Source organism: Arcicella sp., from assembly GCF_964672035.1.
The window spans coordinates 57703-77358 of the sequence record NZ_CBABQS010000014.1 but is presented as its reverse complement, the minus strand read 5'-3'; the positions used below and the strand labels follow the sequence as shown (position 1 = coordinate 77358).

Genomic DNA, 19656 nt, shown 5'->3' with positions numbered 1-19656 from the left:
GATAAATTCTTGGCTAAAGGGATTTTTGAGAATAAAGTTTTAATTTTGCTACTGATGATATTTTTCATTAAAGGGCTGTTTTTGTTGCTTGAGAACTACAAATTTCAGCCTTTTTTTATTAATCTTAATTTTTCATCGGGTAGAGTACTAAACAATGTATTCCTATATAAAGTAATATTGTAAAAACATCAACTTAAACTAAAACCAATGAAAAAACAACTATTAATTCCTACCCTTTGCTTAGCAAGTATGGCTTTGGGTGCATTCGTCACAAAAGCCATTGAAAATCAACCTATTACCGTTGAAATTGTCAAGCAAGCCGAAAAAATTATGGGCTTAGAATTCACGCCTGCTGAAGCTGATTCAATGCTCATTGAATTAACAGATACTCGTAAAAATTTTGAAGATATTCGCAAGGTTGAACTCAAAAATGAAGTTTCGCCCGCCTTACTTTTCAATCCTTTACCCGTGGGTTTCGAGTTTGAAAAAGGTCAGTCCTCTTTCAAAGCCTCTGAATTAAAAATAGTCACGATGCCTTCTGATAAAAACGATTTAGCTTTTTATAACGTTCGTCAATTGGCTGAATTAATTCGTACCAAGAAAATTTCTTCCGTGGAATTAACAAAATTCTACTTAGAAAGACTCAAAAAATACGACCCTCAATTACAATGTGTCGTAACACTGACAGAGGATTTAGCGTTGAAACAAGCCGCCCAAGCGGATGCCGAAATTGCTGCCGGAAAATATCGTGGATTACTACACGGAATTCCCTACGGAGCGAAGGATTTATTGGCGAAAAAGGGTTATAAAACCACTTGGGGTTCAGTACCGTATAAAGACCAAGTACTTGATTATGATGCCGTTGTAGTGGAAAGATTAGAAAAAGCGGGAGCAATTCTTTGTGCTAAATTAACGTTAGGAGAATTGGCAATGGGAGATGTTTGGTTTGGTGGAAAAACTAAAAATCCTTGGAATCTTAATCGTGGCTCATCAGGTTCATCGGCGGGTTCGGCTTCTTCAGTTTCAGCAGGGCTTTTGCCTTTTGCGATCGGCTCTGAAACGCTCGGTTCGATTGTTTCGCCTTCGTCTGAATGTGGGGATACTGGGTTACGACCTACCTTCGGACGTGTACCTCGCACGGGAGCCATGGCATTAAGTTGGTCGATGGATAAATTGGGACCGATTTGTCGGACGGTGGAAGATTGTGCCATTGTTTTTAATGCTATTTATGGAAAAGACGGTAAGGATTTGACGGTAATGGATGCTCCTTTTCGATTTGATGGAACTAAAAAAGACTTGAAAGGCATCAAAATTGGGTATTTGAAGGCTGATTTTGAAGGAAAATATGCCAATAAAACAACCGATTCTTTGACGTTGGTAATGATGAAAAAATTAGGGGCAGAATTAATTCCAATGGAGTTGCCAAACCTTCCTTCCAACGATATTAGTTTTCTTTTGACCGTTGAAGGAGCAGCCGCTTTTGATGATTTAACTCGTTCTGGAAAAGATGATTTAATGGTTCGTCAAAACAAAAACGCTTGGCCTACTGCCTTTCGAGCGGCACGTTTTGTGCCAGCGGTTGAATATATACAAGCAAACCGTCATCGTTCATTATTAATTCAAGATTTTCATAAGAAATTAGGAGACATTGACGTTTATTTATCACCCGCTTTTGCCAGTAAAAACTTAACAATGACCAATTTAACGGGACATCCTTGCGTGGTTTTACCAAACGGTTTTCGTTCAGAAGGTCGCCCAACGAGTATTACATTTATGGGCAAATTATTTGGCGAAGGGAAATTATTGCAAGTAGCAAAAATCTATCAAGAGGCCACCGATTTTCATTTGAAACATCCGAAGCTATAATAAAATTAGTAAGCTGTCCTTTTTCAATTTATCAAAGGACAGCTTATTTGAAAATATTTTAAAATTTGCTTCAACATAACCACTTTACCTTGCGTAACTTTGTAAATACAAAAACAAACAGAGACAATAATTAATTAAAATGAAATTTATAATATCAATCATTTTGCTTTCTATTTTACTTATTTTCAATAGTTTAGCCCAAAAAAATAAACCCACACTACCCGAATCTATTGGCCAATATCCCATTCCCGTATCTTCATCGAACCAATTGTTTTATATCCAACGGAGTTCAAACATTAACTCCATAGTTTACGATGCTAACGTAGGAATTGATAAGAAATTAGACCCTGAAAATCCTGTGCATACCTACTGGATTCTTCACACACAAGGTGGTAAAAAGCAAGAACTCACAGGGATTCAACGGTCATTAGCGTATGGACTTCATACACGACCAGTAACAGGAGATTTAGGTAGTTATGATGGCTATTTTTTTGCCTATCGAAAAAGAAAATTTGTCGTGAAACTTAACCCAAAGGGTGAACCAATTGCCTTATTTCCAATAAACGGCAAAATGCAAATTTTAAAAAAAGTATTCGTAAAAGTAGATGAAAGTGGCATGATGCCTTCGGTAATTTCTGTAGAACTATGGGGGCGTGATATTTTGACCGATAAGGAAGTTTACGAAAAATTCAACCCGTGAAAATATTTATCGCAAGGACGGGAAGACGGAAGTTCTTCTCAGCGTCAATGGCGACCTTAAGATGATTATATTTTTTGAAAATATCTACTGTCTGTCGCAACACCTTCTAAACCCTTCCCCCTGAAGGAAAAAATTTACCTTCAAGGGAAAAGATTAACCGACGCTCGGTTGCAATAGTTCCATTTCATTAAGTTACACACTCAAAAGGACGTAAATACTTGGTATGAGCCAAATTACTCACTAATCCAGCAAAATATCATCTTGAATATGCGTTCCAAATATCAATACTCCTTCAAAACTTCTCTCGCAATTACGATTTTCTGAATCTCAGAAGTACCTTCGCCAATGGTGCAAAGTTTTGAATCTCGGTAGAATTTTTCTACAGGAAAATCTTTTGTATAGCCATATCCACCAAAAATTTGCACGGCATCCGTTGAAACTTCTACGCAAATTTCGGAAGCGTAAAACTTTGCCATCGCAGCCTCTTTTGTCATATTTGTTCCTTCCATTTTGAGAGCGGCTGCTTCACGAGTCATTAATTCTGCGGCGTGTACTTTTGTGGCCATTTCTGCCAATTTAAAGCTGATTCCTTGAAAATTGGCAATCGGTTCTCCAAATTGATGACGTTCTTGGGCATATTTTGCGGCGGCCGACAGAGCTCCTTTGGCGATTCCCAAAGCCAAAGAAGCAATAGAAATTCTTCCTCCGTCTAAGATTTTCATGGCTTGCTTGAAACCATCACCTTCATTTCCTAAACGAGCTGAGATTGGTACTCGACAATCTTCTAAAATAACCTCAGCAGTTTCGCAAGCCCTCATCCCTAATTTATTTTCTTTTTTGCCATATTTCAACCCGACATTAGAACGCTCCACGATGAAAGCTGTAGCATTGTTTTTTGCTCCAACGTCTCCCGTGCGAGTCATTACAACCACTACATCACCCGATTTTCCATGCGTAATCCAGTTTTTGGAACCGTTCAAAACGTATTCATCACCGTCTTTTGTGGCAGTACACATCATACGGGCAGAATCCGAACCTGTGTTTGCTTCCGTTAACGCCCAAGCACCGATTGATTGTCCCGTAGCAAGTTTTGGCAGATATAATTCCTTCTGCGATGCTGAGCCAAATTGAAGTATATGATTGGTACAAAGGGAGTTATGGGCGGCTACAGACAAGCCAATTGAACCACAAACCTGTGATATTTCGTCAATGACCGACACATATTCTTGGTATCCTAAACCCGCTCCATTATACTCCTCGGGAACAAGAACCCCTAAAAATCCATGTTCGCCTAATTGACGCATTAATTCGATAGGAAACGTTTGGGCTTCATCCCACTCCATTACGTGTGGGCGGATATAACGTTCGGCAAAATCTCTGGCAGACTGGCGGACTAATGTTAATTGATCTGATTTGTACATTTTAATTTGATTGTTGATGAATAGCTATGAGCTTTGAGCCGTAAGCAATGAGATTTGAACTTGATAGTAAAAATACCTATGTAAAATTCAATGTTTGCAACTATTGTTTGTCTGATACTTGAAAAAATTTCTCCTATAATTAATCAAAAATCTTATGGCTCATAGCTTATAGCTCATCACTATTTCTTAATTTTATGATGTAATTTCTTAAAATATTTTCATTATGCAAGCTATTTCATCAGGGTCAGTTATTGTCGTAGAGGGGCAGGAAGGAGTGGCGAAGGTCATATTCAGTAATCCACCTACCAATTCTATGCCAATCAAATTATTGGAAGAATTAGCGAACGCCATAGAAACGTTGGGAGAACGTTCAGACCTACAAGTGATTATTCTGCAAAGTGGCGGAGAACGTACTTTTTGTTCGGGAGCAGATTTTGACCAATTATTACAAATTAAGGACGAAAAATCAGGTAAAATATTTTTCAATGGATTTGCAAAAATTATTAATTCCATCCGAAAATGTCCTAAAATTATCATCGGAAGGGTGCAAGGAAAGGCAGTTGGCGGAGGTGTTGGACTGGCTGCAGCAACGGATTATTGCATGGCTACGAAGTTTGCGTCCATCAAATTATCAGAATTGAATATTGGGATTATTCCGGCCGTTATTGAACCAGCCGTTGAGCGTAAAATTGGTTTGTCAGCATTTTCACTCATGGCATTAAACCCCAACGATTTCTTTTCAGCAGGTTGGGCAAAAGAAAAAGGGTTTTTTATGGAAGTTTTTGAAAGTATCGAATTAATGGACGAAGCCGTAGAAAATTTGGCAAATCGTTTGAAAAATTATAATCCAGAAGCCTTATCAGAACTCAAAAAGATTCTTTGGAAAAATACCGAACATTGGGACGAATTATTGACGGAAAGAGCGGAGATTAGTGGACGATTGGTTTTGAGTGATTTTACGAAAAAGACATTAAGAAAATAACATTATGAACATCCTCAGAAAATTAGGTTTCTTCTCAGCTTTCACGATTCCTTTATTCGCTATCGGTGGGTATTATTTAGGCGGTTGGTGGAATTTTTCATCCATCATTATTACTTATATTGGACTTCCGATTGCGGATTGGTTGATTGGTAAAGATTCCGTGAATCCAGACGAAAATACTGTCTCGGCACTTTCAGAAGAATATTTTTATCGTTTCATGACCTACGTTTGGGCTTACGTACAAGTAGCAACGTTGTTTTGGGGTGCTTACGTATTTGCCTATGGAAATATTGGCGAATGGTATTTTAAACTCGCTTTTTTAATGGCCATCGCAAACGTAACGGGTGGCGTTGGCATCACAGTTGCCCATGAATTGGGACATAAAAGCACAAAAATTGAACAGTTTTATGCAAAATTTTTGTTGATGACGGTCAGTTATATGCACTTTTTTATTGAACATAATAAAGGACATCACGTCTGGGTTGCTACGCCAAAAGACCCAGCCACGAGTCGCAAAGGAGAGAATTTTTATAGCTTTTATTTTCGGAGTGTTATTCGAGGATTTATGAGTGCTTGGGAGATTGAAAAGAGCGTTTGAAACGTAAAAATATATCCGCTTGGTCGTTCCAAAACGATATGATTTTATACACCATTTTACCCTTCGTATTTTGTAGTTTTTTGATAATAAGCCTCTATTTTTACACTGGCTCTTTCTCTTGGAATGTACCTATTTTCTTTTTCCTACAAAGTATTTTAGGCTTTTCATTATTGGAAGCGGTTAATTATATTGAACACTACGGCATTGTCAGAAACGAAATTGCCAATGGACGTTTTGAGCGTGTAAACCCCCTCCATTCGTGGAATTCCAATTATTTAATCACCAATTTCTACCTTTTTCAACTCCAACGTCATTCCGACCACCACGCCAATGCAAGTCGTCGCTATCAAGTGTTGAGACATTTTGACGAAAGCCCACAAATGCCACAGGGTTATCCAGCCATGATGATGATGGCAATGATTCCTCCGCTCTGGTTTAAGGTGATGGATAACCGGTTGGAGCAATGGAAAGTGGAGAGTGGATTGGTTTAATTAAACCTTCAAAAAATTCTCAATAATCCGTTGCCCTTCCTTTCCGCTAATTTCTGTATGAAATTGAGCCGCATAGAAATTATCCTTCTGCAACATGGCTGAAAAAGGTTGAATATAATCACATGTTGCCATGGTATATTCACTCATCTCGGCATAATAACTATGCACAAAATACATGAAACTACTTTCTTGTAAGCCTTCTGTTAAGCCATTTTTGAAATCATAAATATTATTCCAACCCACGTGCGGAACTTTATAATCACTTGATTGAAAGCGTTTTACATCAATATTAAAAATACCCATGCAAGTCGTATCGTTTTCCTCGGAATGACGACACATCAACTGCATCCCTACGCACGTTCCCAAGACAGGTTGCGTAAGTGTTGGAATAACTTTATCCAAGCCTTTTTCACGCAAATAATTCATGGCGGTACTTGCCTCGCCCACGCCTGGGAATATCACTCGGTCAGCAGAACGGATTTCGGCTTCATCGTCAGTCCAAAGGTAACTTACCCCAATTCTGTCTAAGGCATACATGACCGATTGTACGTTTCCTGCGTTGTATTTTATGATTACTGTTTTCAAAAAAGAGATTTGGTTAATTATTATAAGTCAGACGATAGTCAGACCGTATTTTTTATGTTCAAAATTAAAGCAAAAAAGCCTGATTCATGGTAGAATCAGGCTTTTTATTATCGAAAATATTACAAATTCATCAATGATTCTCTTCTACGCATTTTTCCTGCTGGAATTCCAAACATCATTTTGAAACGACGACAGAAATAAGCAGTATCTTTATAACCCACATCGGCACCAATGGCACGAATAGATTTTTTAGAAGTTCTCAACAAACCAACTGCCGCTTCCATTCTTTGGTATTCGATATAATCTTGCGGATTAATTCCGGTCAGCATTTTGAAATATTGACCAACATAATCTTCTGAAACGTTCGCAACATTTGCCAATACTTTGTTTGATAAATCTCCACCGATATTATCTTTGATATACGCAAAAATATCAATCAGGCGTGGGTCTTTGAAATACGTACTATTGGTTGCTAATTGCTCAACGAACAAACGATTTCTGATGATATAGCGAATAATTTCAATGACGATTTCTTCGGTTTTGATCTTGATGATACGTCCTTTCCCTAAATCTTCAGTCATATCTTCCTTCAAAATCTCGGCTAACATGAATGCTAACTTGTCATCTTTCTTGATTAAGAAAGGAGGAATGTCGAGTGAAGTGAAGAAATTTACTGAATCAAAGACCTTTGCTTCAAACGCTACCATACCGAAAGAGTTTTCGATTTGGCCAATTTTTGCAGGCTCGATGTTAGGCTCAAAGTATTGTTCACGATGAGTCATAAACTCTTCATTTGAAATTGCTTTTGGTTTATCCGCATTTCCGTAAGTTACAGAAAGCATTTTTCCACCAGGAATAAATAGCATATCTCCCACTTCTGCATGAACAGCTTCTTCACCAAAAGATACATCCCCATTGTACAAAATCAAGAGTGTATTCTCTACGTCATAGAAGTTCTTGATACGAATAGGTTGTAATATTCTAATGTTGCGTGACTTTATGAACTTCACACCGAGCGATTCAATTATCTTATTATAATCTTCCATCTTTGCGGCTTTTTTTAATTATTTTCAGTTGTACCATGATTAATTTAGGACAAAACTAATAAATCTATGTAAAATTCCAAAATATAATTAAAAAAAGAATTAAATACTTATTTTACGGATAGGCTTATTTTAGCAGATTATTTATTGTAATATCCTAAGAATGGACTTTTTTAAATCACCGTTTTTTTAAAAATATTATTTGTAGTTTTAAAAGAATTGAGGAAAACGCAGAAAGGGAAGAAGGAGAAATGGAGAAAGGTTAATTAGATAAACTTTGAAAATGTCGAGTGAATATATCTGTAATTCAACGGAAAGGCAATTCAAGAAATGAACTTAAACCGCTCTTTTAATCTCAATTAAATAAGTCAGAATGAAGGTTAAAGAGTAGGGAATAATAGTTTCCTTAATACTTCTGAATTCTTCATTCTGACTTATAATCTGTTTTTATGAACAACTTCAATTACCTTAAAATTTCCCTCGCAATTACCATTTTCTGAATCTCAGAAGTTCCTTCATAAATCTGCGTAATTTTGGCATCACGCATCAATCTTTCTACGTGAAATTCTTTTACAAAACCGTATCCGCCATGCACTTGTACTGCCTCAACGGTGGTATCCATAGCTACTTGCGAGCAAAATAATTTAGCCATTGCCGCCGATTTTACGTAATCACGGTGGTTGTCTTTATCCAAAGCGGCCTTAAAACACAACAAACGAGCGGCCTCAATTGAAGTTGCCATGTCTGAAAGTTTAAATTGAATTGCCTGATGTTCGCAGATAGGTTTACCAAAAGATTTTCTTTCTTTTGAATATTTTACCGCCAACTCATACGCTCCCGAAGCAATGCCTAATGCCTGTGCTGCAATGCCAATGCGTCCGCCATTGAGGGTGGACATGGCAAATTTAAACCCAAAACCGTCCGCTCCAATTCTATTTTCTTTCGGTACTTTCACGTCCGTAAACATCAATGAATGCGTATCTGAGCCACGAATTCCTAATTTTCGTTCCTTTTTTCCAATTTGAAAACCCGCCATTCCTTTTTCAACAATGAGGCAATTAATTCCTTTATGTCCTAATTCTGGATGTGTTTGTGCCATCACCAAATATACTCCCGCTCGTCCGCCGTTGGTAATCCAGTTTTTTGTGCCGTTCAATAAATAATAATCGCCCATATCCTCGGCGGTAGTTTGTTGAGAAGTTGCATCCGAACCAGCTTCGGGTTCAGATAAGGCAAAAGCACCCACAATTTGTCCAGTTGCTAAAGGCACCAAATACGTTTGTTTTTGCTCCTCCGAACCATAATGCTCTAAGCCATAACAAACCAATGAATTATTGACCGATACAATCACCGAAGCCGAGGCATCCACTTTGGAAAGTTCTTCCATTGCCAACACATACGATACTGTATCCATGCCTCCTCCTCCGTATTCAGGTGAAACCATCATGCCTAAAAAGCCTAATTCGCCCATTTTACGCACCAATTCTTCGGGAAAAAATTCGTTATCATCCCGTTCAATCACGCCAGGCAATAATTCCATCTGGGCAAAATCACGAGCAGCCTGTTGAACTGCCAAGTGTTCTTCGGTTAAATCAAGGTTCAAACCTTCTAATGTCATGGTAAAAATCGGTTAAGGGTGAACGGTAAAAGATAAACGGTAAATGAGTTGGACATATTTATTTTCCCAAAAACCTTTTACCGTTTATCATGTACCGTTTACCGTAGTTAAGTTTTCAAATATACATAAATAGTATGCTTGCATAACAATTTTATATAATTTTTTTAAAATATTGTATATTGCGCATCTAAAATTTGATTTTAAATTTAAAAAACTGTCCTAATTTATATTCCCAAAAACGACAACATGAAAATACAATTTCACGGGGCGGCTCAACAAGTTACAGGCTCAAAGCATTTAATAATTACTGAAAAAGGTACAAAAATTTTATTGGATTGTGGGCTATTTCAAGGCATAAATACGCAAGACCTCAATCAAAATTTTGCCTTCAATCCCGCAGAAATTGATTACGTTGTTCTCTCGCACGCTCACATCGACCACACAGGATTATTGCCAAGATTAGTTGGGAAAGGATATTCAGGGAAGATTTTTTGTACTTCTGCCACCAAAGATTTGTGTTCAATTCTTTTGGGAGATTCTGCCCGAATCCAAGAAAGCGATTTAGAAAGAATCAATAAAAGACGCATAAAAAGAAATGAACCTGTCTTAGAAAATTTATATTCACAAGCAGATGTTGATAAAACGCTGAGCATGATGGAAGCCGTTAATTTCAGAGAGAAATTTTGGCTGAATGACGAAGTAAGCGTGTATTTTACCGATACTGGACATATTTTAGGTTCGGCCGCAATTTCATTAACCATTAAAGAAAAAGATAAAGAAATTAAACTATTTTTCTCAGGAGATATTGGTCGCCCGAATGATAAAATATTAAAATATCCCGAAGCCTTCTCACAAGCCGATTATATTATTTGTGAATCAACTTATGGTTCAAAATTACACGAAACAGAAGTGGATGTAAAGGCTCATTTACTGGATATTATCCAAAAAATATGTGTAGAAAAAAAAGGAAAACTCTTAATTCCAGCCTTTTCAATCGACCGTACCCAAGAATTGGTCTATGCCCTCGACCAATTACAAGATGAAGGCAAATTACCCAAAATTAAGGTTTTTGTCGACTCACCGTTATCGGTAAATGCTACCCAAATTATGAAAAAACACCCCGAATGTTTTAATCCAGAAGTATTAGAATATTTAAAGCAAGGGGATGGCGATGCTTTTGGTTTTCCGAATTTATATTATGTTTCGGCGACGGAGGATTCAAAGAAATTAAATGAGATTCAAGAACCTTGCATCATCATTTCAGCTTCTGGAATGGCAGAAGCGGGACGAATAAAACATCACATCGCCAATCACGTAGAAGACCCAAATTGTGCAGTGCTTTTAGTGGGTTATACCACACCCGAAAGTTTAGGAGGGCAATTAAAAGCAGGCAATGAAAAGGTGAATATTTTTGGTAAGGAGTTTAAGGTAAATGCCCAAGTTTTTGTCATGGATTCATTCTCGGCTCATGCGGATTACCAAGAAATAATACAATTTTTATCGTGTCAAGATAAATCAAAAGTTAAGCAAGTATTTTTAGTTCATGGAGATTATGAAATACAGAAAATTTTCAGAGAAAAATTACTGAAAGAAGGTTATTCAGATGTGTATATTCCTGCGCATCAAAAAGAGGTTACGATTAATTAGAATTTATTTAATATCACGCTTTTACGAACCAAAACTAATTTATACCATGAAAAAATTCATTAGAGCTTTATTAATTTTAATCGTTATTATTGCCATTGCTTTTTTTGGTTTTATGCCAAGTTATATCGACCAATCTTCTAATGCGGTTACGCTAAAAACCGATAATTTACCGAAAAATATTGCGTATGATTCCATTCCGTTCATTGCAGATTTGCATTGTGATGCGCTACTTTGGAATAGAGATTTTTTTAAAAAGCATCCCTATGGTCACGTAGATTTACCAAGAATGCAAGAGGCAAATATGGCTTTTCAGGTTTTTACAATCGTCAGCAAAACGCCAAGGAACATGAATATTGAAAAGAATGATGACAAAACGGATAACGTGGCATTGTTAAGTTTTGGACAATTACAACCACCCGCTAACTGGTTTAGTATCAAGAAAAGGGCTTTATGGCAAGCCGAACAATTGCATAAATTTGCGGATAAATCGGCGGGTGCTTTTCGAGTAGTAACGAGTCAAACGGAGCTACGTAAATTTATCATTGACCGTGAAAAAAATCATCAATTAACGGCGGGAATGTTGGGCGTGGAAGGAGCACATTGTTTAGAAAAGACTTGAAAAATTTGGATGAATTCTATGAGGCAGGAATTCGCTATATCGGAATTACGCACTTTTTTGATAATGAATGGGCGGGGTCAGCTCATGGAATGAACAAAAAAGGTTTGACAACCTACGGCAAGCAATTAATCAGTAAAATGGACAGTTTGCACATTATTATTGACTTGGCACATTCGTCGGTAAATACCATTGATGATATTTTAGCGCTCACGAACCGTCCTTTAATTGTTTCTCATACGGGTATTAAAGGTGTTTGTGATAATCAGCGAAATTTATCGGATAAGCATCTTATCGAAATTGGGAAACGAAATGGTTTAGTGGGCATTGGTCTTTGGGAAACGGCCGTTTGTGGTACTGATGCTGCGGCAACTGCCAAATCAATTAGATACGTAGCCGATAAAATTGGGGTGGATAAAGTGGGCTTAGGTTCAGATTTTGACGGAGCAGTGAAAACGCATTTTGCCGTTACGGGCTTGCCGTTAATCATGGGAGCCTTAAAAAAAGAAGGGTTTAATAATACCAATATTCAGAAAATTATGGGAGGAAATATTAGAGATTTTTTATTGAAAAATTTACCTATTAAATGATTTGTGAAGCATTAATTAAATAAAAAAAGAGACTTGTATCTATAAGTTCAAACCTCAGCCTTTTGCCTATATCCTAAATATAAGCGAAAGGCTAAGGTTTTTTTGCGTACCTTTGCCGTTAAATTAAGCGAATAAAAATTATGACTTTCGAGGATTTTGATCTCAATCGACAACTACTAAGTGCCATCGAAGAAGCTGGTTATCAAGCACCTACGCCTATTCAAGAGCAAGCAATTCCGCTGGTGATGAATGGACATGACGTATTGGGAATTGCCCAAACGGGAACGGGAAAAACGGCTGCTTATCTCCTCCCAATTTTGATGAAAGTCAAATACGCACAGGGAACGGATATGCGAGTACTGATACTTGCCCCAACTCGTGAACTGGTGATGCAGATTGATAAGGCCGTTACCGATTTAGCGAAATATACCGACATCCGCCACGTGGCTCTTTACGGCGGTTTAGGACCCAAAACACAAATAGAAACACTCCAAAAAGGTATTGATATCATCGTTGCAACGCCTGGGAGATTTATGGATATTTATCTGAAAGGTGAAATTCCAGTGAAAGAATTGAAAACCTTAGTTTTGGATGAAGCCGATAAGATGATGGATATGGGTTTTATGCCCCAAATTCGCAAGATTTTGGAAGTAATCCCTTCTAAAAAACGCCAGAATTTATTATTTTCTGCTACCTTTCCAGAAAGGGTTGAAAAACTGTCGTTCGAGTTCCTTGAGTTTCCGTATAAAGTAGAAGTTTCGCCCCAAGCCACCACGGCAAGTCTGGTGAAACAAAGTTTGTATGAAGTGCCTAACTTCATGACAAAAATTAATCTTTTGGGAATGCTTATGCGTGACCACGAGCGATTTAATCGAACCATTATTTTTTGTAGAAGTAAGGAATTTGCGGATAATATTTTTAAGTACTTAGGGCGAAAAGTAGTCGGTGAAAACAAAATTCGGGTTATCCACGCCAACAAGGGGCAGAACACCAGAATCAACTCAATGGAGGATTTTAAAGAAGGGAATATTCAAGTGTTGGTGGCAACGGATGTAGCATCCAGAGGCATTGATATTGAGGCAGTTAGCCACGTGATTAACTTCGATGTACCTTTGATTTATGAAGATTACGTTCACAGAATCGGCCGAACTGGAAGAGCTAACCTATCGGGAGAAGCCATCACTTTTATGACTGAAGCGGAGGAATATCACATCGGGAAAATTGAGAAAATAATCAAGCAACAAATCCCCCGTGAAGCCTTGCCTGCCAACTTAGAAATTCTGCAAACTCCCTTCGTTGAAAAGCAAATTATGTTGCGTGAAATTGATGAGCAGCGGAAGAAGGAAGACCCTGATTTTAAAGGTGCTTTTCACGAGAAAAAGGACTTTAAAGTAAAAGCAAAACAGAAGGAAATCTCTCAGAAAAAGCAGATAATTGCGGGAGGAAAAGAAGCGAGAAAAGGAAGTTTTGGGAAATCGTCAAGCGGTGGAGAAAGAAAAAATAGAGCAGTTAAAAAAGGCGGGAATAGTCGTACAGGAAGGAAATAATTTGACTAACTGATTTGCTAACAACGGGTTTCAACCCGTTGCATAAAAGGCGTATTGGGTAAAATTTGACTTAGACTAACTGATAACTATTTACGTTTATTGTAAAAATACAAAAAGTTCTTACTCACACGTTTAAATCCAACGAGCATCAACGCTCATAGACAATTAAGTCCATGACTACCAAAATCTTAACCCTATTTTTGCTATTGTTTTCCCTCTCAATTTTTGCCCAAGATCCCAAGCAAAAAGAGAATTTGCAGAAATTAATAGACACTGAAAAAGCATTTGCCCAAGCCTCCATAGACCAAGGAACGAAGACTGCATTCCTCAATTTTTTATCTAAAGAATCTATTGTCTTCGATAAATCAATGCCTGTAAATGGCTTAGAATATTGGCAAAATATTGATTTTAAGGGAGTTATCACTTGGCAACCAATCATTGCCGAAATTGCTGGCTCATCAGATTTGGGTTATACCATTGGAAATTATCAATCACATAACACTGCCGCTACCGACAAACCAAGTACATTTGGAAGTTTTGTAACGCTGTGGAAAAAACAACTTGATAACTCGTGGAAAGTAGCCGTCGATATGGGGGTTTCGCATGATGAAATTATCTTAAATAGCGCAAATGTTGCTGAAAATTATCCTACTTTTAAACCCTATGAACTCAAAAATAGGATGGTTTTAGCGGAACGAATGGTGTTTATGAATGACCATTTTTATTGGAAAAATGCAAAATATGCACTTAATCCTTTTGAGCCACACCTTACTCAAAATGTCAGAATTTACCGAAAGAACTTAAAACCAATTATTGGCAAAGAAAATGCGAAGGTTTTTTTAAAGAAAACATACGATAAAAATTTAGTGTATACGGGTTTAAAGGCAATTTCGTCCACAGCGGGTGATTTGGTTTGTGTTTATGGCGTAATTTCGGGTGCTGGAAAAGCAGGCACTTATCTTCGTATTTATAAACAAGAAACAAAAGATGCTTGGAAAATTGTGGTTGAAATGGTGGATTTGTAAATAGCTTTGAGCCATTAGCTATGAGAAATGAGTTGTATTACGTATTTTTATCTCATTGCTCAATGCTCATAACTCAACGCTAAAAATGTACGCACTCAAAAACGCCAAAATATTCACTTCCGAAGAATTTATAGAAAATCAAATTTTATTGATTGAAGGAGATAAAATTAGTAAAATAATTTCCGAAGAAAATCTGGATACTGATATTCAAGTAGTTGATTTAAAGGGATTTAATATTGCTCCTGCATTCATAGATATTCAGATTTATGGGGGTGTCGGGAGTTTATATAATTCAAAAACTACGGAAGAAACTATCCTCAAAACCTACCTCGAAATTCGTCGACAAGGTACTACTCATTTTCAAATTACACTTTCATCGGTGCTTTTAGAAACGATGTTAGAGGCAATTGAAGTGGCTAAAATCTATATCAAAAACGGCGGTAAAGGCTTGGCAGGTTTACACCTTGAAGGACCATTTTTTAGCTTTCCAAAACGGGGAGCTCACGTGGCAGAATTCATCCGAAAACCAACAAATGAAGAACTTCAAACCATCATCCAAGCATGTGAAGGTTTACCAACTTATATGACCATTGCCCCCGAAGAATTCACGGATGAACAGCTAAAAATACTTTTGGAAAGTGAGATAATCGTAGCCGCAGGTCATAGTTCTGCCACTTACAAACAAGCCAAAAATGCCTTTCAGCACGGAATAAAGCGAATTACGCACCTTTTTAATGCCATGTCACAACTGCAAGGTCGGGAACCTGGATTGGTTGGGGCGGCTTATAATTCTGAGGCTTGGGCGAGTATCATTCCAGATGGTATTCACGTGGATTTTACCAGTATTAAAATCTCCAAAAAGATGATGGGCAAACGCCTTTTTATCATCACCGATGCGGTTACTGACGACATTTCGGGCGACTATAAATTCATTCACGCTGGCACGCATTACACCGATACGAAAGGTACACTTTCGGGTTCTGCGCTCACGATGATGCAAGGGGTAAAAAACTGTGTGAATCAAGTTGAAATTCCTCTGCAAGAATCCCTCAGAATGGCTTCAACTTATCCTGCTGAAGTGCTGAATTTAGGCAATCGTTTAGGTAAAATTAAGCCTGATTATCAAGCCAATATGGTTATTTTTGATGACAATTTTGTGGTAAAAGGAATAGTAGAGGATGGATGTTTGGAGTGGTTTGGTGTTTAAAATAAAAAACTTTAGAAGTAGATTTATAACCCTTTCAAGTGTTTAAAACGCTTGAAAGGGTTTATTTTATAAATAGAATTAATTTCCAGTAACCAAAGATGTTAAATTTTACGATTTATATTCCAAGTATCTCGTTACAATTTTAAAATTAAAAACACGCCAATATTTTCTTTTATCCGCTCCATTTCCTTCCGAAACCCGCTCATTTATTGTACTTTTGCAAGAATTTTCCCCATATAAGGGAATTTGTCATTGATAATTACGAAGCATGAATTTTAAAGAATATAAAAACCTTGATTACGCTCAAGTAGCGGACGAAATCCTGAAATTTTGGCAAGATGAAAACATCTTCCAAAAATCTATTGATACCCGTGAGGGAAATCCAACTTTTACTTTCTACGAAGGACCGCCTTCAGCCAACGGCACGCCTGGTATTCACCACGTAATGGCTCGTGCGATAAAGGATATTTTCTGTCGCTACCAAACGCTCAAAGGCAAGCAGGTGAAACGCAAAGGCGGTTGGGATACGCACGGATTACCCGTAGAATTGCAGGTGGAGAAAGAATTGGGAATTACCAAAGAGGATATTGGCAAGAAAATTACCGTAAAAGAATACAACCAAAAATGCCGTGAAACCGTAATGAAATACACGGATATTTGGAATGATTTGACGGAAAAAATGGGTTATTGGGTGGACTTAGAACATCCTTATATTACCTACGAAAACAACTATATTGAGTCAGTTTGGCATCTTTTACAGAAATTATACAAAAAAGGATTACTTTATAAAGGTTATACTATTCAGCCATATTCTCCTGCGGCAGGGACAGGACTTTCTTCCCACGAAATTAACCAGCCAGGTTGTTATCGTGAAGTGAAAGATACGTCCTTAACGGCTCAGTTTAAAGTAAAATTGACGGGCAAATCGGGGTTTTTGTTTGACACTGCCAACAGTAATAATATTTACATTTTAGCATGGACAACCACGCCGTGGACGCTTCCTGCCAACACCGCTTTAACGGTTGGGAAAAACATTGATTATGTCTTAGTAAAAACCCGAAATCCTTACACTTTCGAGCCTGTAAATGTAGTTTTGGCGAGCGTTTTAGTCGGAAAGTATTTCAACGAAAAAGGGAAAGACGGTGATTTTACCACGTATAATGATGGGGATAAAATCATTCCGTGGACGATAATTTCTGAGTTCAAGGGTAACTTTTTGGAAGGCATTGAATACGAACAATTAATGCCTTACGTACAACCAGAAACGGCCGCTTTCAGAGTAATTATTGGTGATTTTGTTACGACCGAAGATGGTACAGGTGTGGTACATACTTCGCCAACTTTTGGAGCGGACGATTTCCGTGTAGCGGCTCAAAATGGTATTCCTTCTATTTTTGTGAAAGATGAAAATGGAAAAGATGTGCCAATTGTGAATCGTCAGGGGCGTTTTGTGTCTGAAATTACCGAATATGCCAACGAACCTGTGAAGGAAGCGTACTTATCAGACGAAGAGAAAGAAGAGCAAAGAATTTTGCAAGGCAGAGACAAATATTTATCCGTGGATGAGCGAATTGCGATTCAGTTGAAAACGGAAAATAAAGCCTTTAATGTTCAGAAATTCGATCACCCGTATCCGCATTGTTGGCGGACGGATAAGCCGATTTTGTATTATCCTTTAGATGCTTGGTTTATTCGTACCACTGCGATGAAAGACAAGTTGATTCATTTGAATAATACCATCAACTGGAAACCAGAATCTACGGGTACGGGGCGTTTTGGCAATTGGTTGGAAAACTTGGTAGATTGGAATCTTTCACGTTCAAGATATTGGGGAACTCCTTTGCCAATTTGGCGCACTGAAAATGGTGACGAAGAAATTTGTATCGGTTCGGTTGAAGAGTTGATTCATGCCGTGAAACACGCTTTGAAAGATGATGTTTTGAGCCAAGAGCAACGAGATTTTAACGAGAAATTCCTTCAACAATACGAAGACAAAACCCATGATTTGCACCGTCCTTATGTGGATGAAGTTTTCATGGTTTCTGCTTCTGGACAGTTGATGACTCGTGAAACTGATTTGATTGACGTTTGGTTTGATTCGGGAGCGATGCCATTTGCGCAATGGCATTATCCTTTTGAAAATCAGGAAATTTTCAAACAATCATACCCTGCGGATTTCATTTCGGAAGGCGTTGACCAAACTCGTGGTTGGTTCTTTACGCTTCACGCCATCTCTACGATGGTGGAAGAATCGGTTGCTTTCAAAAATGTAGTTTCAACGGGTTTAGTTTTGGATAAAAGTGGCAACAAAATGTCGAAGCGTTTGGGCAATGCCGTTGACCCATTCGATACTTTGAAAAAGTACGGAGCCGATCCAACTCGCTGGTACATGATTACGAATGCACAGCCTTGGGATAACCTCAAATTTGACTTAACAGGCATTACCGAAGTACGTAATAAATTCTTCGGAACGCTTACCAATACGTATAATTTCTTTGCGTTGTATGCCAATTTAGATGGCTATAAACCTACGGGCAATATTGATTTGAGCATTGCCACGGAATTGGATAAATGGATTTTATCAAAACTACAAACGTTGATAAAAGAAGTGGATGAATCTTACGAAACCTACGAGCCAACGAAGGCGGGTCGTGCCATTCAAGATTTTGTTTGCGACCATCTTTCTAACTGGTACGTGCGTTTGGGCAGAAGACGTTTTTGGCAAGGCGATTTAACCAACGATAAACAATCAGCTTACGAAACATTGGCTTTTTGTTTGAAAACTGTTGCACAATTAATGTCGCCCATTGCTCCTTTTTACGGAGATTGGTTGTATAAAAATATGACTGATTGTACCTCAGAAAAGGCTCAATCAGTGCATTTGACCAACTTTTCAACCGTAAATGAAGCGTGGATTAATGAAGATTTGGAAACTTCGATGGAATTGGCTCAACGGATTTGTTCATTGGTTCACTCAATCCGTAAGACCAACAGAATTAAAGTTCGTCAGCCTTTGAGTAAGGTTTTGATTCCTGTGTTGAGTGAAAAAACTCGTGAGCAAATTAGTTCGGTTGAAGATTTAATTAAGACTGAAGTAAATGTAAAAGAAGTTATTTATATAACTGATGATTCGAGTTTTTCAAATAAAAGAATGAAGGTTAAATTTCCTTCTCTTGCTCCTAAATTAGGCAAGGATATTCAAGCATTCTCTGGAATTATTAGTCAATTAAATTCTAAACAAGCAAACTTGTTTTACCATTTCTTAACAGTAAATAATCCGACTCAAGAAGATTTTGACCTCTTAGATTTTTCAACACAATTTTTGGAAATTTATTCGAGAGCAAATGGAAATTTCTCTCAACTTGATTTTATTATGACCACGGAAGATTTACCTGGTTATTTATCCGCCAAAGACAGCGAAATTACGGTAGCCTTGGATATTACAATTACGCCAGCCTTGAAACAAGAAGGAATTGCCCGTGATTTTGTGAATCGTATTCAGAATTTACGGAAAGATTCAGGCTTTGACGTTACCGACAAAATCAGTATCAAATTGTTGGATTCAGACCCAGAAGTAACCGAAGGCGTAAGAGTTTTCACTGACTTTATTAGCCAAGAAGTACAAGCAGTTTCTTTGGAAATTGTCTCAGAATTAACTGATGGTCAAGACGTTGAGTTTGAAGAATTGACTTTGGTAGTGAAGGTTACGGTGGTGTAAAA

At 37.7% G+C, this 19656-nt stretch carries 16 protein-coding genes; 12 read left to right on the top strand and 4 right to left on the bottom strand.

The window, feature by feature from the left end; all coding sequences use genetic code 11:
• The first annotated feature begins 207 nt into the window (after positions 1-207).
• Both AC1W31_RS06200 and AC1W31_RS06195 read left to right on the top strand, forming a co-directional pair.
• Positions 208-1866, top strand: coding sequence for an amidase (locus tag AC1W31_RS06200; protein ID WP_481733544.1), 1659 nt, complete (start codon positions 208-210; stop codon positions 1864-1866).
• 139 nt (positions 1867-2005) lie between these two features.
• Positions 2006-2566 (top strand): DUF4833 domain-containing protein, encoded by a 561-nt coding sequence (locus tag AC1W31_RS06195; protein ID WP_481733543.1) that lies wholly within the window; start codon positions 2006-2008, stop codon positions 2564-2566.
• A 281-nt stretch (positions 2567-2847) separates the two neighbouring features.
• Here the strand turns inward: AC1W31_RS06195 and AC1W31_RS06190 are convergent, their stop codons facing one another.
• A complete protein-coding gene (locus AC1W31_RS06190) occupies positions 2848-3987 on the bottom strand; it encodes an acyl-CoA dehydrogenase family protein (protein ID WP_481733542.1) in 1140 nt (379 codons plus the stop codon).
• 223 nt (positions 3988-4210) lie between these two features.
• On the opposite strand from AC1W31_RS06190, the gene AC1W31_RS06185 reads away from it, so the two are divergent.
• The 3 genes from AC1W31_RS06185 to AC1W31_RS06175 are packed head-to-tail and all read left to right on the top strand — an operon-like array spanning position 4211 to position 6058.
• Positions 4211-4969, top strand: coding sequence for an enoyl-CoA hydratase/isomerase family protein (locus tag AC1W31_RS06185; protein ID WP_481733541.1), 759 nt, complete (start codon positions 4211-4213; stop codon positions 4967-4969).
• Positions 4970-4973: 4 nt separating this feature from the next.
• Entirely contained in the window at positions 4974-5567 is a 594-nt protein-coding gene (locus AC1W31_RS06180) for a fatty acid desaturase (protein ID WP_481733540.1), read from the top strand.
• Between the two features lie 38 nt (positions 5568-5605).
• A complete protein-coding gene (locus tag AC1W31_RS06175) occupies positions 5606-6058 on the top strand; it encodes a fatty acid desaturase (protein WP_481733539.1) in 453 nt (150 codons plus the stop codon).
• Here AC1W31_RS06175 and hisH read toward each other — a convergent pair whose 3' ends face one another.
• The 3 genes from hisH to AC1W31_RS06160 all read right to left on the bottom strand — a co-directional run bounded on the left by hisH (position 6059) and on the right by AC1W31_RS06160 (position 9289).
• Positions 6059-6643, bottom strand: a complete 585-nt coding sequence (gene hisH / locus AC1W31_RS06170; RefSeq protein ID WP_481733538.1) for an imidazole glycerol phosphate synthase subunit HisH — start codon at positions 6641-6643, stop codon at positions 6059-6061. It lies immediately after the preceding gene.
• 119 nt (positions 6644-6762) lie between these two features.
• Positions 6763-7689: a helix-turn-helix domain-containing protein gene (locus AC1W31_RS06165; protein ID WP_481733537.1), complete on the bottom strand. Its 927-nt coding sequence runs from the start codon at positions 7687-7689 to the stop codon at positions 6763-6765.
• A 460-nt stretch (positions 7690-8149) separates the two neighbouring features.
• A complete protein-coding gene (locus tag AC1W31_RS06160; RefSeq protein WP_481733545.1) occupies positions 8150-9289 on the bottom strand; it encodes an acyl-CoA dehydrogenase in 1140 nt (379 codons plus the stop codon).
• Positions 9290-9550: 261 nt separating this feature from the next.
• On the opposite strand from AC1W31_RS06160, the gene AC1W31_RS06155 reads away from it, so the two are divergent.
• The 7 genes from AC1W31_RS06155 (at position 9551) to ileS (ending at position 19654) form a co-directional block, all read left to right on the top strand.
• Positions 9551-10951: an MBL fold metallo-hydrolase RNA specificity domain-containing protein gene (locus AC1W31_RS06155; RefSeq protein WP_481733536.1), complete on the top strand. Its 1401-nt coding sequence runs from the start codon at positions 9551-9553 to the stop codon at positions 10949-10951.
• 46 nt (positions 10952-10997) lie between these two features.
• Complete coding sequence (locus AC1W31_RS06150; protein WP_481733535.1) at positions 10998-11570, top strand: membrane dipeptidase; 573 nt, start codon at positions 10998-11000, stop codon at positions 11568-11570.
• Between the two features lie 5 nt (positions 11571-11575).
• Positions 11576-12157, top strand: coding sequence for a dipeptidase (locus AC1W31_RS06145; protein WP_481733534.1), 582 nt, complete (start codon positions 11576-11578; stop codon positions 12155-12157).
• Between the two features lie 140 nt (positions 12158-12297).
• The gene (locus tag AC1W31_RS06140; RefSeq protein WP_481733533.1) at positions 12298-13704 is read left to right on the top strand and encodes a DEAD/DEAH box helicase; all 1407 of its coding nucleotides are present in this window, start codon (positions 12298-12300) and stop codon (positions 13702-13704) included.
• Between the two features lie 173 nt (positions 13705-13877).
• Positions 13878-14729: a YybH family protein gene (locus AC1W31_RS06135; protein WP_481733532.1), complete on the top strand. Its 852-nt coding sequence runs from the start codon at positions 13878-13880 to the stop codon at positions 14727-14729.
• Between the two features lie 85 nt (positions 14730-14814).
• Positions 14815-15936, top strand: coding sequence for an N-acetylglucosamine-6-phosphate deacetylase (gene nagA, locus AC1W31_RS06130; protein ID WP_481733531.1), 1122 nt, complete (start codon positions 14815-14817; stop codon positions 15934-15936).
• Between the two features lie 268 nt (positions 15937-16204).
• The gene (gene ileS, locus AC1W31_RS06125) at positions 16205-19654 is read left to right on the top strand and encodes an isoleucine--tRNA ligase (protein ID WP_481733530.1); all 3450 of its coding nucleotides are present in this window, start codon (positions 16205-16207) and stop codon (positions 19652-19654) included.
• Positions 19655-19656 lie beyond the last annotated feature (2 nt).